The sequence below is a fragment of the Corallococcus sp. AB018 genome, from assembly GCF_003986945.1.
In the GTDB taxonomy this organism is placed as follows: Bacteria; Myxococcota; Myxococcia; order Myxococcales; family Myxococcaceae; genus Corallococcus; species Corallococcus exiguus.
Genome location: NZ_RAWR01000171.1, coordinates 1 through 24,122, shown reverse-complemented (window position 1 = coordinate 24,122; position 24,122 = coordinate 1). Strand labels below are relative to the sequence as shown.

The window sequence follows — 24,122 nt, the reverse complement described above, 5'->3', positions numbered from 1 at the left end:
GTGGTGGGCTTGGAGGCGGTGGACGGGATGGAGGGGGTGGAGCGACCAGCGGAGCGGATGGCCATGACGTGTCTCTTTTCTGGAAGGGGAGTGCGTGTTGCTTTCAGCGACGAGGACACCCATAGCAGCGGGCATGCCAACGCCCCGGACCCCTCAGTGCACGCGCAAGTCGTTGATCTTGCTGGGAGCGCATGAGGCACGGCCCCGGTCCATGGGCTTGCGCCTGGTGACTGCCGTCAGGCGTTGATGTTTCCAGTCACCAGGGGCGGCCTTGCGTCGGGCGTCGCGTCGACCGACGCGTCGAAGGCGCGCGTGAACCCCCTCGCCGCGAGGGCCTCCAGGGGACGCCGCGTGCGGCATGGGCGCTGCAATCGGTGCCTGGCAACGGATGGCGACAGGCGTCGCCCCGTTCCACCCGCCACACCTTCCTGGAGCCGAACATGACGACCTCGACCGTTGCCGCCGTCCGTCCGCAGCCGAGCCCGCAGGCCACGCCGCCCGAGCCCGTGCTGGACGCGACCCAGGTGCTGGGCATGGGGCAGGGCGTGGTCGCGGCCTACGCCGCCTTCAATGGCAAGGACTTCTCCGTGCCCTCGGGCTGGACGCAGGCGGACAGCCTCACTGCGTGGGTGCCGCAGAAGGGAGGCGTCGCGGAGGCGTTCGGCCTGTGGTTCACCTCCAACGCGGATTCGACCACGGCGATGCTGGCGCTGCGCGGGACCGTGACGTCGGCGGACACGAGCGCGGACGAGCAGTACTCCACCACGTCCTTCGCGCCGTACTCCGGGGTGTCCCTGTCTCCGGTGCCTCAGGTGCACGGCGGGTTCTGGGGCATCTACACCGGCACGAGCACCTCCGTGCCCCAGTCGATGCAGGCGCAGGTGTTCTCGTGGCTGAAGGCGAACAACATCCAGACGCTCTACGTGACGGGCCACAGCCTGGGCGGAGGCCTGGCGGAGTTGCTGGCGTTGGACCTGGCGGTGAGCCAGCCGTCGCTGAGCGTGACGACCGTCACGTTCGCGGCGCCGAAGGCCGGGCTCGCGGATTCATGGGGGACGGCCTACGCCCGATACGTCACGAGTCCGGCGACGGTGCGCGTGGTCAATCAGTACGACGTGGTGCCCACGCTGCCGCCGTCGTGGCTGGCGCCCAACTACACGCAGGTCGGTGTGGAGTTCGATGTGCTCTTCTACAACACGCTGGGAGACACCAGCACGCAGGAGGCGACCATCCGGCACGAGATGGACAACTACCTCACCGTGCTCACCCAGGCGCTGCCCGCCACGCCCCAGCTCTACGTGGGCCCCTTCGCGGATGGCGTCTACACGGACAGCCAGGGCAATCCGCTCCAGGACACCAGCGTGGCGCCCACCGCGGACGCCGTGGTCAACGCACAGGCGTCCGCGAAGGCCCTGCCTCAGCGCCCGGTGGCCCAGCCTCCGAGCCGTCAGGTTGCGGCGAAGTAGGGCCTTCGTCCGTTCCGGCCCCGCTCACTTCTTCCGGGTGGGGCTGGCCTTCCGCGTGGGCCCGGCCTTCCGGGCGGGGACGGGCTTGGGCGCGGTGGGGGCCACGGGCGCCTGGGCGAGGATTTCGAACGGATAGGCGTATGTCTTGGGGGTGCCCTGGGATTGGATCATCCGCCAGCGGTGCGCGGGCTGACGGGTCTCGAAGTCGAGCATGAAGGTCGCGTCATCGAAGTCCGTCCGCTTCGTCAGGACCGAGTCAACCGGGCGGTTCTTGGCGTCGTCGAATACCGCGGAGAAACCCTCCTGGCCCGTGTCGTGACTCTGGATGCGGATGCGGCCCGGCTCGATGATCTCGACCTTGAAGCGGCCCCCTTCCAGCCGGGCCTCTGTATGCAGGCTCAGGGCCGTGGGGGATGACGCGACCCACTTCTCCGGCAGGGCGAAGGAGAGCTGCCCCTTGAGCCTCGTCAGGGGGACCCGCTCGAGCTGGTGGGGGATGTAGCCCCTGTGCGTGAAGCTCCAGCTCCGCCCGGGCGAGAACGTGGTGCTCCATTTGAGCTGCTGGCCATAGCCGTTGTGCCAGACGTACTGGTCCTCCTCATCCACCGCCTCGATGTCCGCCGCGCGCAGGCGCGTCCCGTCCGCGAAGTCCGCTTCGAGCAGCTCCAGCGTGACGGGGGGATCCGCCTGCGCGAAGGACTTCTGCACGTCGTCCGGCCAGGAGAACTCGACGTCTCCGCGGAAGACACCGTCGGTCACCAGCCAGGCGTGGAAGGGCGAGGCAGGGGCGTTCGGCGGGAGCGCCGCGGGGAGCGCGTCCTTCTTCACGGCGCCACTGAACGACGCGGTCCTCCTCGCGACCGACTCCGGGGACATGAGGTGCTGCTCGAACAGGGTTTGATCGATCATCGCGAGCGGAAGCGCCTCGGCGTCCCTGGCCGCGGCGTTCCCGGAGGGGAAGGGCGGCGTGAGCGTGAAGGGCCGGGTGTACGGCGTGGTCGCGTCCACCAGGACGAGCTCTATCTGCGCGGGCCTTCCTTCCACGGTGAACAGTGGCGCGTCGGGAGACAGCACGCCGAAGAGGGGGAGCGACAGGACCATGGTGAGGCCCGGGCGTGCCTCGGTCCTGAGGTACTTCCCCTCCGCGTTCAGGGCCCGCACCGCCAGCACCGTCGGCGGCGTGCCCTCGCTCCCCAGTTGGAAGGTCAGGGTGCCCAGGTGGATGCGCAGTCCCTCCACGAACAGCTTCCCGTCGGGGAAGGTCTGCTCCGCCCGGGCAAAGGGCGCGGCGAAGGGCAGGCGGATGCTCCGGATCCGCGCTGGCACATGAACGGTGACCGACCCTGTGATGGCCGGCAGCGTCTGGGCGTCCACGCCGGGCTTGAGCGCGAACTGGACGTGGTGGGACGCCACCTGCCCGCGAGAGGCGTTCTCACCCGAGAAGTCCTCCCCGACCTTCATCCCGTCCGGGCTCGCGGCCAGCGGGCCACACAGGGGGCGGTGGAGCTCCGGTTGCTGGACGCGCAGCTCCATCAGCTTGCGTCGCGCGAGGACCGGAACGTAGTCGCGGGGCTGGCAGACACGGGCGGTCAGTTGGAGGTGGTCGGCCTCGGGAGTGATGAACGAGGCGCGCAGGGACGTGAACGCGAGGCGCAGCTTCTTCGTCTCGTCCAAGGCATCACCCTTCCAGGGGCTGCAGTCGTCACCGGAGAGGGCGAGGAAGGACTCGGGCGTCAGCGTCTCCGGGTAGGACACCACGTTCTCGGGCGAAATCACCGCGCCCTCGCGGAGGTCCTCCAGGTTCTCCGAGGGCAGAGGCTCGTCGCTGAAGGGAGAGAAGGCCCGCCGGAGCATGGCGGACTGCGCGCGCAGGGCGTTCACGTCGAAGGTGATGCGCAGGACGTCCTTGCCGGCCTGGAGCTTCGTGGAGGAGGCCACCACGGTCCGCAGCGCTGACTCGCTGGTGGTCACTCGCTCCCAGAGCGCCTGGATGCGTTCGGGGTGGGGCCCGGCGAACTCCACGTCCGCCCGGATGGCGCCGCTCGCGTCCGCTCGGGCGGCGAAGGAGATCCGCCGGGCGGCATCCGTCGCCTGGAACTGCTGGATGGCCAGCATCAGGAGCCCTGGGACGAACGGCTCCAGGACCGGGCCCACCTCGACGCCCGCCTGGGCGATGAACAGCGGCTCCATCTTCTGGCTGGGCTCCCGGGCGAGCCGTGCCGACACGTCCGCCGCGAGCGCCGGAGGCACGAACGCGAGGAGCTGCTTCGTCTTGAGCAGCCGAAGAGGGCCCTGGCGCTGACACGTCTCCGGGTCGATGAGGACGTAGTCGCCTTCCTTCGTGGCTTCAATGAGCCGCGCCGTCTGGAGGACCTCCAGCGCCGCGTCCTCCGGGCCATGGGAGGCGAACACGCGGAAGGGCACCGTTCCGCCAGGGGTCTCCATCAATCCCGCGGCGAACGACGAGAACGTGTCCAGGACGAGGGCCCGGTGCCGGGGCGGGACGTTCCCCAGCTTCAGCAGGTGCTGCTCCGCGGACTCGACCGCGTCCTTCCAGGTTGGATCCGCGTTCGCGGTCTTCAGCAGCCGCAGGTTGAGGGCCACCGTCGCGGTCGGCTCGCCGTCCGTCGCGAGCGTCAGCAGCCGGTGGTCCGCATTCGAAGGCGTGGTGTCGCGGCCGCTGGCACACCCCACGAGGAGGAGCACGCTCAGGCAAAGAATGACGTTCTTCAAGTCAGGCATCCGAGAGGTCCTGGGTGTGTGTGACTCGCAGTATGGGAGCGCTTGGGTTTCGAGACAAACAAAAGCCAGCAACCCTTTGACACCAGCATACGGGCCTCACAGTTTGTGAGGCCGTCTGTGGCGACGGCATCCTCACGGCCGGAGAGGCGTGCGACGACGGCAACCTGCGCGACTTCGACGGCTGCTCCTCGACCTGTCAAATCGAGGAGGGCTTCGTCTGCGTCCTTTCAGAGCCCTTGTCCACGTTGAGTCTCCCCATCGTCTACCGCGACTTCCGGGGGAATGACCTGCCCAATGGCCACGTCGACTTCCAGAACGCGAACGGGCAGGAGACGGGCATCGTCCAGGCCATCCTGGGCCCGGCCGGCAAGCCCGTCTATGCCAAGGCAGGTGTGTTCTCCGCCACGACGCATGGAGTGGTGTCCTTCGACCAATGGTTTCGCGACGTGAGCAACGTCAACCTGCCCGTCGTTTCCACGCTGCCCCTGTCGCGGACCTCTTCTCCCAACGCCCTCTCCTATCTGTTCGAGGACACGACCTTCTTCCCGCTCGACGGCAAGGGCTGGGTGGCCGAGGGGCAGGAGACGACGCGTCCGGACAGCACGGGAGCACCGCACAACACCAGCTTCACCAGCGAGACGCGTTTCTGGTTCGTGTACACGGGCCAGGGGCAACTCGTCTTCACGGGAGACGATGACGTCTGGGTCTTCATCAACGGGAAGCTCGCCATCGACCTGGGAGGAGTTCACACCAGCATGACCTCGACCGTGGACCTCGCGGGCCGTGCGTCCGCGTTGGGCCTCCAGCCAGACGGTATCTATGAGGTCGCCGTGTTCCAGGCGGAACGCTTCACCACGGGCTCGAGCTACAAGCTGCAACTCTCCTCGTTCCTGCCGGCCAACCAGTCCAGGGTGTGCATCTCCGCCTGCGGCAATGGCAGGCTGGACGAGGGTGCGGAGTGCGACGACGGCTCGAACCCGGGGGGCTACGGGCAATGCGCCCCGGGCTGCCTGCTCGGCATCCGCTGTGGCGACGGGGTCGTGCAATTCAACCAGGACGAGCAATGCGACGACGGGAACACCGTCAGCCGTGACGGCTGCAGCGCCACCTGCAAGCTGGAGCTATAGCCGCCCCGGAAGCGTCCCGGGCGGGGCCTGTCGCGCCTGGACCGACGGCGGACGTCAGTCGTTGTTCGCGGCGGGCTTCACGCCGCCGTAGAACGCGCCGTAGGGCTGGAACGACCAGAGCGCCGCGCCCCACCGCTCGTAGAGCTTGAGGGTGCCGGGCTGGAACATCGTGTCGTAGTAGCAGCCCGCCACCCCGTTCCCCAGCTTCAGCTGGGGACTGCCGGTGAGCAGGCGCGGGCCGGCGCCGGGCTGCTGGAGCGTGGCGACCTGGGGCGAATAGTCGGGATCGCTGCCGCCGTACGGGTACGGGTATTGGAAGACGTTGCAGGACACGCCACCGTTGGGCTCGCAGAGGTTCTTGTAGTCCGCGTAGGACACCTCCTGTCCCAGGAAGCCGGCGTTGAGCGCCTCCGTGCCGAAGTGGGCCAGCGTGGCGCCGTCCGGAATGCGCATGACGTGCGCATAGGGCGTCAGGACCCAGTAGGCCTTCCGCACGAAGTTGGGCGTCACGAAGATGGGCGGGATGGAGCAGTCATCGCTGCGCTGGTAGTGGGTGAAGAAGCGCCACTCGCTGCCGGACACATAGAGCTCCGGCGTCCCCCACGGGTCGCTGCCCACCGCCACGCGGTAGCCGTTCGTGTAGTACTGATTGTCCCAGGGCTTGCGGGGCACCGGGGCCATGTAGCCATACACCTCTCCGCCCCAGCGGTTGAAGACACGCACGTGGGGACCGCCGCCCGGGCCCGGGATGGTGACAATCTCCGAGACGTTGTCACGCGTGACATCGCCCGCGCCCAGCCGCACGCCTCCGGTGAAGCCGGGGTCATAGGCCCAGAACTCGTTGATGAGCGTGGGCGTGCCCACCGCCTTCCACACGCGGACCAGCGGGCCCATGCCCCGTCCCGGCGCGGTGATGATTTCATCGAAGCCGTCGCCGTCCACGTCGCCGGTGGTGACGAAGACGCCGCCCCGGAAGTTCGAGTCGTAGGCGAAGAACTCCCGCAGCACGCTGCCCGTGTTGACGTCGAACACGCGGACCAGGGGCCCTCCGCCCTCGCTGGTGCCGGTGACGGCGTCCGGGCGCCAGTTCGTGGTCACCCGGCCCGTCGCCATCTCCACGCCCACGCTCATGGACGGTTCGTAGGCGTAGAAGGACACCCAGTTGGTGTTGGAGTTGGGGTCGAACGTCTTCACCGCCGGCCCACCGCCAGGACCGGCGCCGGTGGCGTACAGCGGGGTGTTGGGCTTCGCGCCCGCCGTCGTGGTGACGGTGAGCGCCGCGAACAGCAACCATCGATACATGTGCGCCTCCAGAAGGATTCAGCGGGTGTCGCCGGGAATCATTCTGGAAAGGGCTGACATGCAGGGTGGCCTGTCCCTCAGTCTTCGATGTCCGTCTTCTTCCACGTCTGGTGGTTGAGGCGGGGATCGCGGTTCGGGTCGTAGTTCGGGTCGTTTGAAGGCACGTACTGGCCGTGGCTGTTCATCCAGTACGGGTTCGCGCCCGTTTGCACCTGGTAGCGCTGACCGTCGCCCGGATTGCGCACCGTCTCCTCGTCCTTGAGGGAGTTCACGAAGCGGTGGTGCATGTGGTCCGACGCGGCGTTGGCCTGCGCGTAGGTCGCCGCGATGGCCTGGTTGATGGCGTCGTTCTTCTCGTGGAAGGTGCGCTGCTGGGCTTCGAAGGCAGCCTTGTTGGCCTGCACGTTGACGTTGCCCGGGCCGCTCATGGCTGCCTTGCCATTGTTCAGGACCCAGTTGTCCGGCAGCTTGTGCAGGACGAGCCTCCCATTGGGCTCCGCCCGCGCCTGGGCCGACGATGGGTCCTCCTTGCCTCCGCTCGTCCCGCTCGCATCTGCTCAAGCGGGCCCCATGTATGTCGAAGCGCCGGGCCGGGGCTTCCGGGGCCTCGCGCGTGCGCGGGGCCCCGGCTCCCATGGACCGCTCAGCGTGCGTCGAGCCGCGCGGTCTGCGGAACGAAGGCGCTGCCAGAGCTGGGGGCGACGTACCATGCGCCCGGGGAGGTGCGCTCCCGGGCCACCAGGTCCGCCTTTCCGTCCCCATCCATGTCCGCGACGAAGAGGCGGTACGCGCTGCTGCTCGTCGCCCAGCTCGTCAGCCACGCGGACGTCTGGGGCACGAAACCCGTGCCCGTGCCGAGCGCCACCTTCCAGGCCTGGGTGCCGGTGTGCTCCTTGGCCACGAGGTCCGCCTTGCCGTCGCCGTTCACGTCCGCCACGAACAGGTCATGGTCCGCGCTGGGGACCCCGAAGCCCGCGAGCGAGCCGGGCTGCGCCGTGAACCCGCTGCCGGTGTTGAGCGCGACATACCAGAGGCCGGAGCCGGTGCGCTCCTTGGCCACGAGGTCCGCCTTGTTGTCGCCGTTCACGTCCGCCACGAACAGGTCGTACGCGCTGCTGGACACGGCCCAGCCCGTCAGCCAGCTGCTCGACGCGGGGACGAACTGCGTCCCGGTGTTGAGGGCCACGTACCAGGTCCCCGGCGCGGTGCGCTCCTTGGCCACGAGGTCCGCCTTGCCGTCCGCGTCGAGGTCCGCGGCGAAGACGTCATACGCGCTGCCCACCGCCCAGCCCGTGAGCCAGGAGGTGCTGCCGGGGACGAAGCGGTCGCCGTTGCTCAGGGCCACGTCGAACGTCCCGTTGACGCGGCTCTGCGCGATGAGGTCCTTCTTGCCGTCGCCGTTCACGTCCGCCAGGAATAGGTTGTAGGCGTTGCTGGCCACCGCCCAGTCCGTCAGCCGCGCCACCTCCTTGAAGGTGGGCACCAGCTTCAGGGAGCCCGCCTGCTTCTCCAGGGCCACGCTCCCCCAGCGGCCCGGGTAGTCGCGCTCCTTGACGATCATCTCCACCGGGCTGCCGTCGCCACCGGACGGGGCCGTGTTGCCATCCGCCTTCGTGTCCGTGAAGGCATCTCCGAACCAGACGTCGAAGTCGACGCCACGGTCACAGTCGGTCCCGAAGCCGGCGCCGTCGCTGGAGACGAGCAGGTTGCGGGTGAACTGCTGCAGCCGCGGGTCCACCCGGGAGACGATGGGGCCGCCCAGGGGGTGCAGCGTCGCCCAGTCATCCAGGCCCCAGCTCCAGAGCATGCTCATGCCAGCGACGACGTGGCCGCTGGTCGCCTTGGGGCGGTACAGGACCAGGTGGGTGAACTCGTTGCCAAAGGGCGTCGGGTTGTCCAGGGCCCACTTCGGATCATCGGAGAACTTCCCCTGTCCCAGCGGTAGCACGCACGCCGTGGGGTCGATCCGGAACAGCTGGTTGGGGTGGATGGAGTCCGCCTCCCACCCCAGGTTGCCCACGTAGACGTTCTGCGAGGAGACGTACGAGCCGATGAGCGTGTTGCCCGTCGCGGTGATGCCGGTGCCCAGGCTGGGGCGGGCCGCCACGGTGTCCGTGAAGAAGGTGAGCGGCAGCTCGAAGGTGTTGCCGGCCGGGTCGATGGGGTACTGCACGCCCAGCAGCTCCTGCTCCGGCTTGTGCACCGGCGGCGCCCGGAACCAGGTGGTCGTCAGGCTGGGGGTGACGGACAGCATCGGATCCGAGCAGTCCGGCCTCGATGCGGGGACGGTGACGCCAGGACGGCACGTGGACGACGGGGTCGTCGTGTCGGTGGCGTTGTCCTTGTAGCCCACGATGATGGGGCCCGGGTTGCCCGTGGTGGAGGCCTCGTAGCGGATCTGCCAATAGCCGGTGTTGCCCGCCATGGCGACGAGGTTGCCGCCCCCCGCGACGAAGGACTCCAGCCGGTTGCGCGTGGTCATGTCCCAGTACTCGCCGTGACCGGAGATGATGGCCGAGCGCCGGGAGGTCAGCAGGCTGGAGAAGCGCGAGACGTCGTAGTCCGTGGCCACCGTGTACGGCAGGTCGTTCTTCTCCAGGTAGCGCAGCAGCGGGACGTCCGTCTTGAAGTGGGTGGGGACGTTCCACGACGGCCGCGCCATGGAGACCTTGGTGGCCCGCTCGTAGGCGTACATGCCGCGCCAGGGGCACGAAGGCCAGCCCTCACAGGGCTGGGCCACGGTGCTGGTGTGCAGCGTCTCCCCCCAGGGGTTGTAGACCTCCGTCGTCGTCGGGTTGACGATGATCAGCCGGTCCGTGGACGCGTCGTCGCGCACCACGAACGTCGCCAGCGTCTCCTTGGGCGAGGTCACCTTCGGGGTGATCCGCACGAAGTACACCCCCGAGCTGAGCGTGCCCACGGAGGGCTGCACGGGGTTGCTCCACGCGCATTCCACCAGGCCGTAGTCCACCTCTTGCTGCCGGATCGCCAGGTAGTTGGGGGCGGTGGTGGGCGTCTCCGTGCCGCAACGGGGCTGCGAGATGGGCCCGTAGGTCGTCGCGGGGGCGGTGTCCGAGTCGTGGACCACCTGCGCGCCCGCGCCGCCGTACCAGCCCAGCCGGTAGATGCGCAGCCGGAAGGACTCCGGGCTCTGGATGTAGAAGGTGGGGGTCTCCCCCGTGTTGATGGAATACGGCGCGACGTACACGCCCCGGGGGGCGACCGTTGGATTCGCGGGGTCGTAGTGCCCCTGACGGAACGTCTCCGGGACGATGAGGTCTTCCCAGTCCGCCGCGTGGGCCTGACGGGTCCAGGGGAGCAGGGCAATCACTCCCAACATGAGTTGCAGGGTATGGCGTTTCAAGCGGTGGTGCTCCAGACGTGAGATGGCACACCCCGGGCGTATGGCGCGGGGAGGCCGGTGGCAGGCATTGCCTTGTGATGGGGAGCTGGAATCCCTTGCGGTCAATGGATGACCGCAGGGGACACCTGCCGGCAGTTTAACAGCTCTTTCCTGAAGCTGTCTGCCTTTATTCTCATGAGAGGTTTCTCAGGATGATGCACGGCGATGAATGAGCACGACCTCCATGGGGTAGGACCCGCGCTGCGCGCGAAGTGGGAGCGACTCGGAGCGAAGACATTGCGCGGGCTCACGTTGGAGCAGCCGGGGCCGGAGATGATCCGCGGTGGCGTCGAGGTCATCGACGACGGGTGGTTCGAGATCGCCGCGAGACTGGAGTGAAGCCCCACCCAGGGGCATCAGGCGCCGGGCATCCCGCGCCCACGGCCCCCGGTAGTCGTCCGCCACGGGAGGGGGCATGTCTCCTTGGAGCGGCATGAAGGGCCCCAGTGATGCGTCCACCATCCTCAGTGTCTCGCCGGTCCTTGGCCTCGACCCATGAGTCGGTTGGCTCATGGAGCGCAGGAGGGCCCTCGGGGTTGCCGTCCCGGCATGCCCCCCAAGGCCCGGTGCCCCATGCGTTCCACTTGACAGGACCTTCCTGGTGGTTATTTTGAAGTTATTCAAAATGTCAAAAGGTCGTGATGCGAACGCAGGAGGTCTTCAAGGCAATTTCAGATCCGACCCGGCGCAAGGTGCTCAAGCTCCTGCAGGGCGGCTCGAAGTCAGCGGGAGAGCTCGCTGAGGCGTTCGACATCACGAAGGGGTCGCTATCGCATCACTTCAACGTGCTCAAAGCCGCGGACCTGGTGCGCTGCGAGCGTCGTGGGCAGCAAATCGTCTACTCCCTCAATACGACCGTGTTCGAGGACGTAGCGGCGGTCCTTCTTGACCTTTTCAAGGTCGACAAGGGGAACGGAGGGCGGTCATGAGAATCAGCCGAGCCCATGTGCTGAGTCTGGGATTCGTCGTCGCGGCGTTCGCGATGGCCGTCATTCTCTACGGCCAGTTGCCGGAGTGGATGCCCACGCATTGGAATGCCCAGGGGGTGGTGGATGGGTATACGCCCAAGCCCTGGGGACCCTTCGTCCTGCCGCTGCTGATGGCTGCCCTGTACCTGGTCCTGGTGGCCGTGCCGCTGATTTCGCCCAGGGGATACCGCGTGGAGCGATTCCAGGGCGTCTTCGAGGGCATCCAGGTGGTGTTGGTCGCGTTCCTGTTCTTGCTCAACGCCCTGGTCCTGCTCGGGGGCATCGGCGTGGCCGTGCCGATGGCGCGCGTGGTTCCCGCGGCCGCGGGCCTGGTCCTCGTGGTCCTGGGCAACTACATGGGGAAGTTCACGAAGAACTTCTTCTGTGGAGTCCGGACGCCCTGGACGCTCGCGAGCGACGAGGTCTGGCTGCGCACGCATCGCCTGGGAGGAAGGCTCTTCGTCCTCGCGGGAGCCATCGTCCTCGTCTCGGGGCTTCTCGGCGGTGGTCCGGTCCCCGTGCTGGCGGCGGTCACCGTCGCGGTGGTGATTCCCGTGCTCTACTCGTACTTCCTCTATCGCCGCATCGAGCAGGACAGGCACGGACCGCCGGACGATGCGGGCTCGCATCGCTCTGCGTGAAGGAGGGGCCATGTGTGGAGGCCCATGCTCCTTGGGTGATGATGTGCCGAATGCGGGATTCGAACCCGCGCCGGGCGGTGCGAAACTCCCAGCAGGATCGCGCCCTTACCTCGCTACCGCTCGGAGCGACCCGGATTCGATATCCCGCCTCGTGCCCTGTCGTCCCGCCCCATCCCAAGCAATTCCGCAGGGGCATGCGACATACGTGCAACATGGCGCCAGCCCTCCGGGCTGTGAGGGCTGGCACCTGAGTACCTTCTAGTTCGTGCTGATCTGCTCCTGGGGAGTCGTGGAGCCGCGCGGGGCGCGAATTCCCAGCTCGACCAGCGCTTCGCCCGTCTGCTGCATCAGTCCCTTCAGCTCGGCTTCAGCTTCCTTGGGGCCAAAGAGCTTCTCTTCTCCCTGCCAGAAATACAGGTCCGGCAAGAACTCGCGCGCAGACTGGTAGCGGTTGGCGGGCGCCCGTTGAAGGAGGCGGGTCAGCATGACGCGCATCGCCTGCGGCAGTGGGGCAACCAGCGCGTCCAGGTCCGCCTGCGTGTAGGTCGCCGCGCGCCAGATTGCGTCCTCGACAGCAGGAGGGCTTCCTGCCGACCGGGCTCGCTTGATGGCGCGACGGCAGACCGCGAGCTGCCTGTCCGACAGTGCGTCTTTCACCTCCTGGGTCAAGCTGTCCGGAGCGTCGAGGAGGTTCTTTCCTGTCGCCAGCTCCAGCATGACGTTGCCGAGCGCGAAGAGGTCCGAGCGCGCATCAGCGAGCCCCATCAAGAGTGTCTCCGGGGAGGAGTAGAACGCATCCCCCTGCGGGCGGTGCACGGTGGACGCCACGCGGCTTGGCAGGTCCGAAAGGGCGAGCCCGAAGTCGGAGACCTCCACGCTGCCCCGCCAATCCACGAAGATGTGACCGCAATCACATCGTTCAGGCTGTTCCCCGACGGATGGTCGGTGATGACGTACCAACCGCCTTCGCCTTTGTGCGGCCCGTGGACGCGAAGGATCTTCGGGTGATCAAGGTAGGCCGCGAGCCGTACTTGCTCTTCGAGCTTCGCCCGTGCGCGCTTGACACGAGAGCCCTCCTCAACAGTGGGGCGCCCCACTGCCTGGAGCAGCACCTTAGCAAGCCGGTGGCGGCCCTCGCGGCGCTGCACTTCGTCGAAGCGGGCAACGGGTCGCTCGATGAGAACATCAACGACAGGCTGCGCTCATGGAAGCTGCCTGAGAACGACTTCACGAAGGAGCAGAAGGTCACTGTTGGAGGGCGAGGCGCCCGCGAACACCGCCCCGGTGCGTGTCGACCTCGTCCCCGGGACGAAGACACGCTACAGCGGCGGCGGCACGTCCATCGTCCAGTTGATGATGGTGGACCAGCTCCAGAAGCCGTTCCCCCAAATCATGCGCGAGACGGTGCTGACGCCGCTCGGCATGACCCGCAGCTCCTACGAGCAGCCGCTGCCTCCGGACCTGGCCGCCAGGACGGCCACGGGGACGTACGCCAGCGGGAAGAGCGTGGCGGGGCGCTGGCACGTGTACCCGGAGATGGCCGCGACCGGACTGTGGACGACGCCGTCCGACCTCGCGCGGGTCGCCCTCGAGGTGTCCAGCGCGAAGGCAGGGAAGTCCCGGCGCGTGCTGTCACAGGCGATGACGAAGCAGGTGCTGACGCAGCAGTCGGAGCGGTTCGGGCTGGGCTTCCAGGTGGAGCCCGGCACCGGACGCTTCAGGCACGGCGGCGCGGACGAGGGCTTCCAGGCCGCGTTCATGGCCTTCAGTGACACGGGGAGCGGAGTGGTCGTCATGGCCAACTCCGATAACGGTTTCCTGCTCTTCGACCGCCTCATCGCCAGCGTGGCGGCGGAGTATGCCTGGAGCGCGTTCAAGCCCGAGCCCGAGATGCCGTCCGCGCAGGTGGATGTGCTCATGCGGCTCAAGGGCGTCGACACCGCGGCCTGGGCGAGGCCCAACTCCAACTGGGCCTGAAGGAAGCGGCCATCAAGAGCTACAGGAAGTCGCTCGCGCTGGACGCCGGGAACGCCAATGCCGTGAAGGTCCTTGGGAAGCTCGGAGTCACACCTGCTGCCGTTCCCTGACGCGGCCCCTACTTCAGGAACTTGGACACCACCCCGAATCCGGCGTGCGGGTACAACTGGCGATCCAGCGCCACGACTTCGCGATCAATCAGTCCCAGCAGGTGATACATCGAGCGCAGGCGACCAATCTTCGTCATGACCACGCTGCTGTACGCGGGAGACTCGAGGTCGCTGTTCTTCACCAGCCCCTTGTCGTCTCCCGCGAGCGTCATCCGCGTCGCCGTCATGATGGAGTTGTCGTCCTGGAAGGCATCGAAGCCCCGGTTTACGGGCAGGACCTCGTCGGGTTCATCCTGGAGCGTCAGCGTGAGCTGCGTCAGCCACGCTCCCGTGCTGAGGCCCGTGGGGACCTTCCCCTTGTTCTCGCTGAGGCTTCGGAAGCCAAGCTCCACGGCGGCACACCAGGGGCAGGTCTCCTTCGGGCGGTTGCGCCCGGTGCCCGCGTCATTCAATCCCTCATAGGGGAAACAGACGAGCACATCGCAGCCCTCCGCGAAGTACGACGAGGCGGTCATGAGCGCCGCCGGTTCAGCGCAGTTCAGTGAGTGCCAACCGCAGACCCACAGGTCCACGCCCAGCTTGACGTCCTGGAGCGTCTTGACCGACAGGTCGTCATGGGACTTGTCCTGGCGGAACGAGACGTAGCTGAACAGGGCCTGCCGCGCGGGCGTTCGGAGCCGCAGCAGGGTTCGCGCGCGATAACCCAACGCCACGAGATTCGTCCGTTCGATCATCGTCTCGTAATTGACGTTCAGCTCGTTCGCGAGCTCGCTTGTGCTCTTGCGCTGCTGGAACTCCGCCTTCTCCTGCTCGAGCTTCTCCGAAGAGACCTTCCAGCTTGCCCGGTGCCTCTGCAGCGCCTGGACCTCCGGGGCTTCCTTCGGGGCTTTTTGGGGCACGAGCTTCTTGAGTCTTTCCTCCTCTCGCTTCATGAGCGCTTGCGCGGTCTTGAACTTCTCCGCCACCAGAGAGGTCTCCCCGTACGCGGGGATGCTGGGGTCGGGCTGCCAGTTGGGAAGACCCAGGTGTCGGCAATACTTCTGGAAGTAGGAAGGGCCAGGCTCCTCCTGGACGACACCGGAGAGTCCCAGGATGGGAACATGCACGGTCCTGCCCGCAACCGTGTGCCGGGTCCAGGACACGCAAAGGCAGCCCACCGCGGACACGAAGGCGGACTTCATCTCCTTCATGGCCGCCCATTGCGGATGCCGGGCCATCAGCAGACGTGTCAGTGACGTCTCGTCGTCGCCAATCAGGTGGTAGCGCGCGGCGAGCGCATCCGTGTAGGCCTTCACCTCCTGATTGAAGCGAACCCCCGCGACGCCCTTGATCCAGTCCTTCTCTGGGAACACCGCGCCGAGCGCGGTGCCTGGCGGCGAAACGACGAACCCCAGGCTCATGAGCCTGTTGCGAATGGGATCGTAGTAGGCGTACTTGGCGCGGTCCTTCTCCGTCGGGGGCTTCGGCATCACGGGCGGCGGCTCGGCTTGTCCCCCACCGGAGGCGCCCTTGCCCTTCGGCTTCTTGGCCTGCTCCTGGGCCTTCTGGACCTGTTCCTTGTAGGCGGTGGTCTGGTCGGAGAACTGTTTGAGGATCCTGTTCACTGCCACGGGGGAGAGCGCGCCCTTGTCCACGGAGCCCGTGTGGTGCCATCGCCACTGCTCCTCCAGGGACTCGCGGCACTCCCTGACGTATGTCCATTCCTCCCGCAAGACCTCAGAAATCTGCTGTCGTACGAAGTCCATCACTTCATCCGACGGCTTCTTGCCGGACTTGTAGTCGAGCACCTGGAGCACCAGCGTGTCCGTCACGCGGTGATTCGCGAGGCTGGCCTCATAGCCATCCAGGTTCTTCAGGGCGATCTTGATGCCCCGGCGGGCTTGATAGAAGCCTTCGATGTCCGACAAGAACGTCTGCTGCTGGAGGAAGCCGTAGGTCTTGTTCCGCGAACTCAAGAACTGTTCGATGCACTTCGCGTCGAGATGCTCCGGAACCGGGTAGCCAGCGTTGCCGAGCCACTTGTCCACCGAGTCGTTGGTGAGCGTGGTCGTGCCTGCGAGGTTCTTGAGCGTGACGGGCATGGGACGAAGAAACCCGGTGCGCTCCCGAGGTGTCAAGACACCGGGAGGCTCCACACGGTGCCCTTCGTGCCTCCCCGCTCCGTCAGCGCGCGAGGAGCTTTTTTACGTTTCGTGAGGCGCTCCCGACGTCGGGCGTCATTGACAACAGGGGCACCACGCGCATCCCCGGACTCCGGGGATGGGGGACGATACGGACGACGACAATCCCCGGTGGTGAATGTTTGCCCGTTCGTCTCCCGGAGGACCTGAAGCGCTGTCAGATTGAATAAGCAATCTTCCCAATCATGCTGGTTGAAACCTGATTTCCTGGCTGGTTCGATGGGCCTGCGGGGGGGAGCCCATGCCTGAGCATCCTGTTTTCAAGCGCTCGCTGTTGTTTGTTTCGCTGGTCGCCGTGGCCGTGGGGGGATGCGGCCCGGAGGACACCGCTGGCTCCAAGGACAAGGCGGCCATCGAGGCGCTGGGTGTGGTGCCCCAGGGAATCACCTGCGGAGGACATGACTGCTTGTTCGTCAGGACGCCCAAGACCTGGGAACAGGCGGCACACTCAACCGGTGAATGCAACCCCCTGGGTTCCCCCGGTTGAGAGGTTGTCGGTATGCAAGTAGCGAAGAGGAGGGGGCTCAGGCCGAGTGCGCGTGCGGAGCTGTGGAGACAAGTGAAGACCAAGCGCGGGGCGGCTCCTTGGGGGCTGATGGCTCGGAGTGGGGCGAAGCCGTGGCGGCTCCTCGCATGGAAATGACTCCCAGCCACAGCACCACCCACCAGCGGTTGCCCATTGCTCGCCTCCTGACTGCACTTCGGTGTGGTGTGCAGAGCCCGGTCGTACCCACCGAAGAGAGCATGGAGGACTGTCATCCCCTGTCGGAAACCTTCACTCGTTGACGGAATGAGAAAAGGCCTGGCAACCCGTTGGGATTGCCAAGCCTGACGATGTGCCGAAGGCGGGATTCGAACCCGCAACCTCCGCGTTCTGAGCGCGGCGCCTCTACCAAGTTGGGCTACCCCGGCGGGGTGTGTCTTTGATTGTGTTTGAAGTCGGGATGACTGGATTCGAACCAGCGACCTTGCGCGCCCGAGGCGCACGCTCTCAACCAGGCTGAGCTACATCCCGATGTCTGGGGAAACCTTCGAGGGCGGAACCCGGACACGACAAGGGCCGGGTCCCCCTTCGGGAACCCGGCCCTCGTCACGCCTCCCGGGTCACCGGGTGGCGGGTGCGAGCGTCAGGTCCCGGGCGCACTGCCACGGAAGGATGCGGTGGCCAGCTCCAGGTTCTCCAGAGAGGTCACCTTCGTGGCGGGGCGCTTCGGGTCCAGCGTGTTTCGGATCTGCAATGGGCATCCCTCCTTTCTGGGGAGGAATGACGGGGCGATAATGCCGTCCCTGACACGCACCTCGCGGAGACACCCATGACGGAACTCGAGACCCTGGCTGCCTTCGAGCAGCACCTTCGCGAAGGCCGCAGTCTCGCCAACGTCATCCTCCAGGGGCTGGACCTGCGCGCGTGGAGCGACGCGCTGCTGAAGGCGGACCTCACCGGCACCGTCTTCCTGGGCTGTCTCCTGGAGCCCGCGACCCTGCAACAGGTCCTCGCGCGGGGCGCCATGGTCTTCCCGCCGTTCACCGGGCTGCCCTATTGCCCGTACCGGGGCAGCCTCTACACGCCGGAGGAGCTGTACGCGGGCTTCGACCCGACCCGACCGGACACCTACGCGGACACGCTGGATGCGCGCATCTACGCGCACTGGAACTCGCGCGGTGGGGCGCACCCTCCCTCCATCCTGGAGACCCTGGCGCAGCGGCTACACGACCACGCCATCAGCGACGCGCTGGAGGATGCGCTGATGGATCAGGGCAAGCCCCGCCGGGTGGTGGCCATCATGGGGGGCCACTCCATGCTGCGCGGCCAGGAGGCCTACCGCTCCGTGGCGGAGTTGGCCCGTTCGCTGGCGCGCCTGGGCTTCTTCCTGGTGAGCGGCGGCGGCCCGGGCGCCATGGAGGCCACGCACCTGGGCGCGTGGTTCGCCGCGCGGCCAGATGAAGACCTGGACGCGGCGCTCGCGGTGCTGGCGCGGGCCCCGTCCTACAAGGACCGGGACTGGCTCGCGCGCGCCTTCGAGGTGCGCGCCATGTGGCCCATGCTCGACGCGGCCGCGATGGGCGACAGCCTGGGCATCCCCACCTGGCTCTACGGCCACGAGCCGCCCAATCCCTTCGCCACGCGCATCGCGAAGTACTTCGCCAACAGCGTGCGCGAGGAGGGCCTGCTCACCATCGCCCGGGGTGGCGTCGTCTACTCACCCGGCAGCGCGGGCACCGTGCAGGAGATCTTCCAGGACGCCTGCCAGAACCACTACAACACCGTGGGCGTCATCAGCCCCATGCTGTTCCTGGGCCGCGAGTTCTGGACCCAGACGCGGCCCGTGTACCCGCTGTTGGAGCACCTGGACCAGGGGCACGAGTACGCGCGCCACCTGCTCCTCACGGACTCGAAGGAGGACATCGTCCAGGCGCTCGTGCGCTTCGACGAGGAGCGGGAGGCCCTGGCGCGGGCGGGCTGACCGCGGCGGCTCAGCCCTGACCCGCGACCGGGGTGACGGCGTTCAGGTTCACGAACGCGTCCCGCTTCACGCCGTGCTTGAGGAAGTCCTGCACCGCCCGCGCGAGCGTCGCGGCCAGCAGGCCCAGCAGGGGCAGGTGCTCGCCGCCCTCGCAGGTGGCCTGGCCTTGCGTGTCCTCGGCGTCGGGCGTGAAGCGTTCATCCCAGCGCACCAGTCCGAACGTGCCGTCCGCGGACACCGCGCCGTGCACCAACGGCGTGCCTGTCTTCCGGGCGTGGTCGCTGAGCAACTGGCGGCTGTCCTGGTTGTCGAAGGCGTCCACCAGCAGGTCCGCGCCCTTGCACAGCGCCTCCACGTTGTCGCGCGTGAGGCGCACGCCGAAGGACTCCGCCTTCACGCCGTGCAGGTTGTGCAGCTGGAGCTTCAGCGCCTCCGCCTTGTTCTTTCCGACGGACGGCTTCACGTAGGCCTGCGACAGCAGGTTCTTCGACTCCACGCGGTCGAAGTCGATGAACACCCGCGTCGCGTCCAGGTTGCGGCACAGCAGCGCCGCAGCGGACCCGATGGCCCCCACGCCACAGAAGACGATGCGCATGGTGGCCGTCCTCAGCACGCCCCGAAGGGCACCTTCGGACGCAGGTAGATGCGCTCCTCGCCGTGCGCGCCCCGGAAGCGGTCCACGACGTAGTGCTGGAAGGCTTCGGCCCCCAGCTGGAAGCGGTGCAGGCCCGGCACTCCGCCCGAGCGCACCAGCTCCACCGCGATGCGGCGCACGTCCGCGTCGCTGATATGCCGCTCCAGCTCCACCGGCACGTCCGCCGAGTGTCCGTCATAGGTGATGTTGAGCGTCGCCATGGTCGCGTGCCTCCAGGGAAGGGAACCCTGGCCCGGGACGGCGCCCCCAGGCGCATCCTGACAACCCGGCCGCGCGAGCAGCCATGCTCCGGCCTCCGTCGCCTCCTGGACGTGGGGGAGGGGAGCGGCCGTCACCTTCCGGCCGGGGGATGCACAGTGTTGGGCTCACGGGAGGAGACGCATGGAGTCACCGCGAGCACCGCACCCCTGGAACGTCACGCCCACGGAGGCCGTGGCGCTGCAGAAGCGCCTGCGTGAGCAGCTCATCCTCGAACCGCCTCCGGGCCTGCGCATCACCCGCCTGGCCGGCGCGGACATCTCCACGGAGAAGGGCAACGACACGGGCTATGGCGGCATGGTGGTGCTCGACGCGGAGACGCTTCAGCCGGTGGCCCGCGCCGTGGCCACGGCGCCGCTGACGTTCCCCTACGTCCCCGGCCTGCTGTCCTTCCGCGAGCTGCCGGTGCTGGCCGCCGTCTGGGAGCGGCTCACCGTCCGCCCGGACGTGCTCGTCTTCGATGGCCAGGGCACCGCCCACCCGCGACGGCTGGGCATCGCCTGTCACGGAGGGCTGCTGTTCGACATCCCCTCCATCGGCTGCGCCAAGTCGCTGTTGGTGGGCACGCCCGGGAAGCTCGCGGAGCGGCGGGGCGCCACGTCCCCCATCACCCACAAGGGAGAGGTGGTGGGCATGGCGGTCCGCACCCGCACGGGCGTCAGCCCCGTGTACGTCTCCCCCGGCCACCGCATGGACCTGGACACCGCCGTGGAGTGGGTGTTGAAGGCCAGCCCTCGCTACCGCGAGCCGGAGACGACGCGTCACGCGCACCGGCTGGTGAACGCCTTCCGCCGCGCGGGGGGCGAGGCCGCGGAGTTGGAGGAGGGGAGTCCCGGATGAAGTCCGAGGGGTTGATGCTGGTGGTGGCGGGCCTGGGGCTCGCCGTCGTGGGCCTGCTGGTGTGGGCCGGCGCCTTCTCCTGGTTCGGCCGGCTGCCGGGCGACATCCGAGTGGAGAGCGGCAACACGCGCGTCTACGCGCCGCTGGCCTCCATGCTCCTCATCTCCGTGCTGCTCAGCCTGGGCGCCTGGGTGGTGCGTCGCTTCTTCTAGGCCTTCGGACCGGAAGTCTGTCCACCGGTTGAGAAGGCGAGAACCCTTTCGAGGCTCCCTGTCGGCGGCGCGCCGGACGAACTTGTCCGACAGTCGGACAGGTTTTGAGTCTGTCGGGCGGGCGGGGGCTCCGGCGGATTTCCTCTCAAGAATGCGCGCCCTTCGCGTCTGACCGGCAGAAGCGACCTGCCCGGTTGTCCGCCCGCTGTCCGGGCGGGAAGGCAGGGGCCCGGGACGGACGCGGAGTGGATCCTCGCCGTTGAACCGCGCAGCATGCGGCCCGCCGTCCCTGACGTCAGCGGTGGGGAATAAAAGGCGGCATCTGGAAAAGGCGGCGCGTCAGGCCGCCAGAGGTGAGCATGCGCAGGCTGTCATCCCCGTGGAGTGAGCTGGCATCCCACTACCCCGTGGTCGTCGTTGGGTCGGGCTATGGCGGAGGCATCACCGCCAGCCGGCTGTCGCGCGCGGGGCAACAGGTGTGCGTGCTGGAGCGCGGCCGGGAGATGCACCCGGGGGAGATGCCTCGCACGCCCGCGCAGGCGGTGGCCGAGTTCCAGCTCCACTGCGCCCCGGGCCAGGGCGACCTGGACGTGGGCAGCCCCACCGGCCTCATCGAGGTCCACCGCAACGGTGACGTGTCCGTCATCGACGGCTGCGGCCTGGGCGGCACGTCGCTCATCAACGCCGGCGTGACGATGCGGCCCGACCCTCGCGTGTTCGAGGACCCTCGCTGGCCCCAGGCCCTGCGCGCCGACGTGCACGGCCTGCTGGAGGACGGCTTCGCGCACGCGGAGTTGATGCTGCGGCCCCTGCCGTACCCGGAGGACCACCCGCCGCTGCAGAAGCTCAAGACGTTCGGCATCTCCGCGGAGAAGCTGGGCGGACGGCTGACGCGGCCTCCAGTGGCGGTGACGTTCGAGGCGGGCGTCAACGCCGCGGGCGTGCGGCAGCCGGGGTGCTCGCTGTGCGGTGACTGCGCCACGGGCTGCAACACCGGCGCGAAGAACACCGTGCTGATGAACTATCTGCCGGACGCGCACGCGCACGGGGCCCGCATCTTCACCGAGGTGTCGGTGCGCGCGGTGGTGCCGGACGGTGGGAAGTGGCGCGTCTACTACCGCCCCCTCAACACGGGCCGCGAGCGCTTCGACGCGCCCGACGCCTGGCTCACCGCGGACCGCGTCGTCCTGGCGGCCGGCACCATGGGTACGGCGGAAATCCTGCTGCGCTCGCGCGAGCTCGGCCTTCCTGTGTCCTCGAAGCTGGGCCACCGCTTCAGCAGCAACGGCGACGTGCTGGCCTTCGGCTACAACCTGGACATGCGCGTCCACGGCGTGGGCCACGGCGAGCAGAACCATGAGACGCGCGACCCGGTGGGGCCCTGCATCGCGGGCGTCATCGACCAGCGCGACACCGCGCGGCTGGACGAGGGGATGATCATCGAGGAGGGCGTCATCCCCGGCGCGCTCGCGTCGCTGATGCCCGCGGCGCTCGCGGGGGCCGCGGCGCTGGTGGGCGAGGACACCGACGAAGGCATCCTGGACTGGGTCCAGGAGCGGCTGCGCCAGGCGGACAGCTTCGTGCGCGGGCCGGACCACGGCGCGGTGGAGCACACGCAGACGCTGATGGTGATGTCGCACGACGAGGGTAAGGGCGAGCTGCGGCTGGAGCACGACCGCGTGCGCCTGCACTGGCCGGACGCCGGCCGCGACCCGCAGCTCACCCGCATCGAGGAGCGCCTACGCCGGGCCACCGCCGCGCTGGGCGGCACCTTCGTGCGCTACCCGCTCTGGTCCGAGGCCTTCGGCAAGGAACTCCTGTGCACGCACCCGCTGGGCGGCTGTGTCATGGCCGAACGGGCGGAGGACGGGGTGGTGGACCACGAGGGGCGCGTCTTCTCCGGTGCCTCCGGCCACGCGGTGCATGAGGGGCTGTACGTGTCCGATGGCTCCGTGGTGCCTCGCTCGCTGGGCATCAACCCGCTGCTCACCATCTCCGCCGTCGCCGAGCGCGCCTGCGCCCTGATGGCCCGGCGCCACGGGTGGACCATCGACTACGCTCCGCTGCCGGAGGCCTCGGCGCCCCAGGCCCCCGGGCCCGTGGGCGTGCGCTTCACGGAGACGATGCACGGGTTCCTGTCCGGTGACGTGAAGGCCCCGCACCTGGAGGCCGGCGACCCGGAGCGCGACGACGCCACGCCCCTGCGCTTCGTGCTCACCGTGACGGCCGAGGACCTGAACGCGACGCTGCGCGACGAGCGCCACCCCTTGAAGTTGATGGGCACGGTGACGGCGCCGGTGCTGTCGTCCCGCCCGCTGGTGGTGACGCGCGGCGAGCTGCGCCTGATGACCCGCGAGCACGCTCGGCCGGGCGGCCAACGGATGGAGTACCTGCTGCACCTGCTCAGCGAGGCCGGCGAGGCGTACTACCTGGAGGGCTACAAGGACCTCTACGACGACCCGGGCCTGGACCTGTGGAAGGACACCACGACGTTGTTCGTGTCCCTGCACCGCGGGGATGGCCCGGAGGCGCCGTGCATGGGCCGGGGCTTCCTGCGGCTGTCCGCGGAGGAGTTCGCGCGCCAGCTCACCACCCTGCGCGTGCTCAACGCCCGGGACAGCGTGCAGCGGGCGGAGGCCCTGGCCCGCTTCGGCGGCTTCTTCTTCGGCGCCCTCTGGGACACCTACGTCCGGCGCGTGGCCGCCTAGCAGTCAGGCAGCCGGCGGACAGTGCAGCAGTCCGCGATGACGTGCCCTCCGGGGCTGGCATGGGCACCCTGTTACCCACCGGGACCGACAGGGAGGACCCCCATGGCTGAAGACCGTGATCCGCAGCACCGCTCCGGCGCACCCCAGGACGAGGAGCACGCGGAGGAGCGGCGCGAGCTGTCCATCGAGGAGCGGCGTGCGCGGCGCAGTGCGATGCGGGCCAGTCAGACGTATGCCCGCTTCATCGACCACCTCTGCGACCGGGGCGGCATGTCCCCGAGTGTCGCCCAGCAGGCGGCCGTCTCCGTGCTCTGCGGCCTGGAGCAACGCATCCAGGCGGAGGAGTCCCTCGACCTCGAAGCACAGCTGCCGCGCAGGCTCACGGAGATGCTGCACCGCTGCGAGCGCCACGACGCAGACCCCCGCCCGTCGAAGTTCGGCCGCGACGAGCTGCTGAAGCTGGTGGGCGAGGACCTGGCCTTGAATCCGGACGCCGTGGAGCCCGTGGTGCGCGCGGTGATGGACGCCGTCCGTCATCAAATCAGCGAAGGCGAGGCGGAGGACGTGAGCGCCCAACTGCCCGAGGACATCCGCCACCTTTGGCTGCCGACGATGTGAGGCCGGCTGTTAAGGTCTCCGGCACACGCTTGCCGGAGACCGCGCATGGCCCTCGATGATGACTTCAGCGCCGCCCAGAGCCGGGTGAAGACGCTGTCCAAGGCCCCCTCGAACGATACGCTGCTGGAGCTGTACTCCCTCTTCAAGCAGGGCACGGAAGGCGACGTGCAGGGCAAGCGCCCCGGCATGCTCGATATCAAGGGGCGCGCGAAATACGACGCGTGGGCCGGCCGCAAGGGGCTGGCGAAGGACGCCGCGAAGCAGCAGTACGTAGCGCTCGTGGACAAGCTCCTGCGCGGGTAGACACGGTCCTTCATGCCCCACTGGCTCCGGATGGCGTTGTTCCTCGTGCCGGTCACCACGCTGCTCGCGCTGGCGCACGTCTACCTGTACCGCCGGCTGGTTCGCGACGTGACGGCGAGCAGGGGCCTGCGCCGCGGGGGCATGGTG

General features: G+C 68.2%; 19 protein-coding genes, 2 tRNA genes and 2 pseudogenes. 13 read left to right on the top strand and 10 right to left on the bottom strand.

The features are described from left to right. The first annotated feature begins 440 nt into the window (after window positions 1-440). Window positions 441-1,466: a lipase family protein gene (locus D7Y11_RS30265; RefSeq protein WP_126935402.1), complete on the top strand. Its 1,026-nt coding sequence runs from the start codon at window positions 441-443 to the stop codon at window positions 1,464-1,466. 24 nt (window positions 1,467-1,490) lie between these two features. Here D7Y11_RS30265 and D7Y11_RS30260 read toward each other — a convergent pair whose 3' ends face one another. Beyond that, window positions 1,491-4,208, bottom strand: coding sequence for a hypothetical protein (locus D7Y11_RS30260; protein WP_126935401.1), 2,718 nt, complete (start codon window positions 4,206-4,208; stop codon window positions 1,491-1,493). Between the two features lie 116 nt (window positions 4,209-4,324). Here D7Y11_RS30260 and D7Y11_RS45020 point away from each other — a divergent pair. Next, a pseudogene (locus D7Y11_RS45020) lies at window positions 4,325-4,417 on the top strand (DUF4215 domain-containing protein); the annotation flags it as partial. Window positions 4,418-4,444: 27 nt separating this feature from the next. After that, the gene (locus tag D7Y11_RS30255; RefSeq protein ID WP_233607430.1) at window positions 4,445-5,335 is read left to right on the top strand and encodes a fibro-slime domain-containing protein; all 891 of its coding nucleotides are present in this window, start codon (window positions 4,445-4,447) and stop codon (window positions 5,333-5,335) included. Window positions 5,336-5,389: 54 nt separating this feature from the next. On the opposite strand, the gene D7Y11_RS30250 is transcribed toward D7Y11_RS30255, so the two are convergent. The 3 genes from D7Y11_RS30250 to D7Y11_RS30240 form a co-directional block, all read right to left on the bottom strand. Then, on the bottom strand, window positions 5,390-6,637 hold the full coding sequence (locus D7Y11_RS30250; RefSeq protein WP_126935400.1) for a hypothetical protein: 1,248 nt from the start codon (window positions 6,635-6,637) through the stop codon (window positions 5,390-5,392). A gap of 77 nt (window positions 6,638-6,714) precedes the next feature. After that, window positions 6,715-7,065, bottom strand: coding sequence for a hypothetical protein (locus D7Y11_RS30245; RefSeq protein WP_120577557.1), 351 nt, complete (start codon window positions 7,063-7,065; stop codon window positions 6,715-6,717). A gap of 215 nt (window positions 7,066-7,280) precedes the next feature. Next, a complete protein-coding gene (locus D7Y11_RS30240; RefSeq protein WP_126935399.1) occupies window positions 7,281-10,001 on the bottom strand; it encodes a VCBS repeat-containing protein in 2,721 nt (906 codons plus the stop codon). Between the two features lie 204 nt (window positions 10,002-10,205). On the opposite strand from D7Y11_RS30240, the gene D7Y11_RS43480 reads away from it, so the two are divergent. From D7Y11_RS43480 to D7Y11_RS30230, 3 genes are all read left to right on the top strand, one after another. After that, entirely contained in the window at window positions 10,206-10,379 is a 174-nt protein-coding gene (locus D7Y11_RS43480) for a hypothetical protein (protein ID WP_158629102.1), read from the top strand. A gap of 302 nt (window positions 10,380-10,681) precedes the next feature. After that, window positions 10,682-10,969, top strand: coding sequence for an autorepressor SdpR family transcription factor (locus tag D7Y11_RS30235; RefSeq protein ID WP_120577555.1), 288 nt, complete (start codon window positions 10,682-10,684; stop codon window positions 10,967-10,969). Continuing rightward, window positions 10,966-11,649 (top strand): SdpI family protein, encoded by a 684-nt coding sequence (locus tag D7Y11_RS30230; RefSeq protein ID WP_121754133.1) that lies wholly within the window; start codon window positions 10,966-10,968, stop codon window positions 11,647-11,649. Before D7Y11_RS30235 ends, D7Y11_RS30230 begins: the two co-directional genes overlap by 4 nt. 258 nt (window positions 11,650-11,907) lie before the next feature. Here the strand turns inward: D7Y11_RS30230 and D7Y11_RS30225 are convergent. Then, window positions 11,908-12,764: pseudogene (locus tag D7Y11_RS30225) on the bottom strand (protein kinase); the annotation flags it as partial. A gap of 136 nt (window positions 12,765-12,900) precedes the next feature. Here D7Y11_RS30225 and D7Y11_RS30220 point away from each other — a divergent pair. Then, a complete protein-coding gene (locus D7Y11_RS30220; protein WP_306770473.1) occupies window positions 12,901-13,626 on the top strand; it encodes a serine hydrolase in 726 nt (241 codons plus the stop codon). 118 nt (window positions 13,627-13,744) lie between these two features. Here D7Y11_RS30220 and D7Y11_RS30215 read toward each other — a convergent pair whose 3' ends face one another. The 3 genes from D7Y11_RS30215 to D7Y11_RS30205 all read right to left on the bottom strand — a co-directional run bounded on the left by D7Y11_RS30215 (window position 13,745) and on the right by D7Y11_RS30205 (window position 16,931). Then, the gene (locus tag D7Y11_RS30215; protein ID WP_121754134.1) at window positions 13,745-15,817 is read right to left on the bottom strand and encodes a hypothetical protein; all 2,073 of its coding nucleotides are present in this window, start codon (window positions 15,815-15,817) and stop codon (window positions 13,745-13,747) included. Between the two features lie 936 nt (window positions 15,818-16,753). Then, window positions 16,754-16,828, bottom strand: a tRNA-Leu gene (locus D7Y11_RS30210). Between the two features lie 27 nt (window positions 16,829-16,855). Further along, window positions 16,856-16,931 (bottom strand) — tRNA-Pro (locus D7Y11_RS30205). Window positions 16,932-17,229: 298 nt separating this feature from the next. Here D7Y11_RS30205 and D7Y11_RS30200 point away from each other — a divergent pair. Beyond that, on the top strand, window positions 17,230-18,381 hold the full coding sequence (locus tag D7Y11_RS30200) for an LOG family protein (protein ID WP_126935398.1): 1,152 nt from the start codon (window positions 17,230-17,232) through the stop codon (window positions 18,379-18,381). Between the two features lie 10 nt (window positions 18,382-18,391). Here D7Y11_RS30200 and D7Y11_RS30195 read toward each other — a convergent pair whose 3' ends face one another. Both D7Y11_RS30195 and D7Y11_RS30190 read right to left on the bottom strand, forming a co-directional pair. After that, on the bottom strand, window positions 18,392-18,976 hold the full coding sequence (locus D7Y11_RS30195; protein WP_120595912.1) for a ThiF family adenylyltransferase: 585 nt from the start codon (window positions 18,974-18,976) through the stop codon (window positions 18,392-18,394). Between the two features lie 11 nt (window positions 18,977-18,987). Beyond that, complete coding sequence (locus tag D7Y11_RS30190; RefSeq protein WP_120577550.1) at window positions 18,988-19,236, bottom strand: hypothetical protein; 249 nt, start codon at window positions 19,234-19,236, stop codon at window positions 18,988-18,990. A gap of 181 nt (window positions 19,237-19,417) precedes the next feature. Between D7Y11_RS30190 and nfi the strand changes: the two genes are divergently transcribed. The 5 genes from nfi (at window position 19,418) to D7Y11_RS30165 (ending at window position 23,975) form a co-directional block, all read left to right on the top strand. Then, window positions 19,418-20,134, top strand: a complete 717-nt coding sequence (nfi, locus tag D7Y11_RS30185) for a deoxyribonuclease V (RefSeq protein WP_126935397.1) — start codon at window positions 19,418-19,420, stop codon at window positions 20,132-20,134. After that, window positions 20,131-20,346: a DUF2905 domain-containing protein gene (locus D7Y11_RS30180; RefSeq protein ID WP_121781609.1), complete on the top strand. Its 216-nt coding sequence runs from the start codon at window positions 20,131-20,133 to the stop codon at window positions 20,344-20,346. Before nfi ends, D7Y11_RS30180 begins: the two co-directional genes overlap by 4 nt. 359 nt (window positions 20,347-20,705) lie before the next feature. Then, entirely contained in the window at window positions 20,706-23,054 is a 2,349-nt protein-coding gene (locus D7Y11_RS30175) for a GMC family oxidoreductase N-terminal domain-containing protein (RefSeq protein ID WP_126935396.1), read from the top strand. Window positions 23,055-23,156: 102 nt separating this feature from the next. Beyond that, the gene (locus D7Y11_RS30170) at window positions 23,157-23,672 is read left to right on the top strand and encodes a DUF2267 domain-containing protein (RefSeq protein WP_126935395.1); all 516 of its coding nucleotides are present in this window, start codon (window positions 23,157-23,159) and stop codon (window positions 23,670-23,672) included. 45 nt (window positions 23,673-23,717) lie between these two features. Continuing rightward, window positions 23,718-23,975, top strand: coding sequence for an acyl-CoA-binding protein (locus D7Y11_RS30165; RefSeq protein ID WP_121781607.1), 258 nt, complete (start codon window positions 23,718-23,720; stop codon window positions 23,973-23,975). Window positions 23,976-24,122: the final 147 nt, after the last annotated feature.

Bases quoted from the DNA above. Each gene is read 5' to 3' on its own strand.
- D7Y11_RS30265 (WP_126935402.1), top strand. From the start codon at position 441: ATGACGACCTCGACCGTTGCCGCCGTCCGTCCGCAGCCGAGCCCGCAG.
- D7Y11_RS30190 (WP_120577550.1), bottom strand. From the start codon at position 19,236: ATGGCGACGCTCAACATCACCTATGACGGACACTCGGCGGACGTGCCG.
- D7Y11_RS30170 (WP_126935395.1), top strand. From the start codon at position 23,157: ATGGCTGAAGACCGTGATCCGCAGCACCGCTCCGGCGCACCCCAGGAC.
- D7Y11_RS30230 (WP_121754133.1), top strand. From the start codon at position 10,966: ATGAGAATCAGCCGAGCCCATGTGCTGAGTCTGGGATTCGTCGTCGCG.
- nfi (WP_126935397.1), top strand. From the start codon at position 19,418: ATGGAGTCACCGCGAGCACCGCACCCCTGGAACGTCACGCCCACGGAG.
- D7Y11_RS30260 (WP_126935401.1), bottom strand. From the start codon at position 4,208: ATGCCTGACTTGAAGAACGTCATTCTTTGCCTGAGCGTGCTCCTCCTC.
- D7Y11_RS30195 (WP_120595912.1), bottom strand. From the start codon at position 18,976: ATGCGCATCGTCTTCTGTGGCGTGGGGGCCATCGGGTCCGCTGCGGCG.
- D7Y11_RS43480 (WP_158629102.1), top strand. From the start codon at position 10,206: ATGAATGAGCACGACCTCCATGGGGTAGGACCCGCGCTGCGCGCGAAG.
- D7Y11_RS30250 (WP_126935400.1), bottom strand. From the start codon at position 6,637: ATGTATCGATGGTTGCTGTTCGCGGCGCTCACCGTCACCACGACGGCG.
- D7Y11_RS30215 (WP_121754134.1), bottom strand. From the start codon at position 15,817: ATGCCCGTCACGCTCAAGAACCTCGCAGGCACGACCACGCTCACCAAC.
- D7Y11_RS30175 (WP_126935396.1), top strand. From the start codon at position 20,706: ATGCGCAGGCTGTCATCCCCGTGGAGTGAGCTGGCATCCCACTACCCC.
- D7Y11_RS30180 (WP_121781609.1), top strand. From the start codon at position 20,131: ATGAAGTCCGAGGGGTTGATGCTGGTGGTGGCGGGCCTGGGGCTCGCC.
- D7Y11_RS30235 (WP_120577555.1), top strand. From the start codon at position 10,682: ATGCGAACGCAGGAGGTCTTCAAGGCAATTTCAGATCCGACCCGGCGC.
- D7Y11_RS30165 (WP_121781607.1), top strand. From the start codon at position 23,718: ATGGCCCTCGATGATGACTTCAGCGCCGCCCAGAGCCGGGTGAAGACG.
- D7Y11_RS30245 (WP_120577557.1), bottom strand. From the start codon at position 7,065: ATGAGCGGCCCGGGCAACGTCAACGTGCAGGCCAACAAGGCTGCCTTC.
- D7Y11_RS30200 (WP_126935398.1), top strand. From the start codon at position 17,230: ATGACGGAACTCGAGACCCTGGCTGCCTTCGAGCAGCACCTTCGCGAA.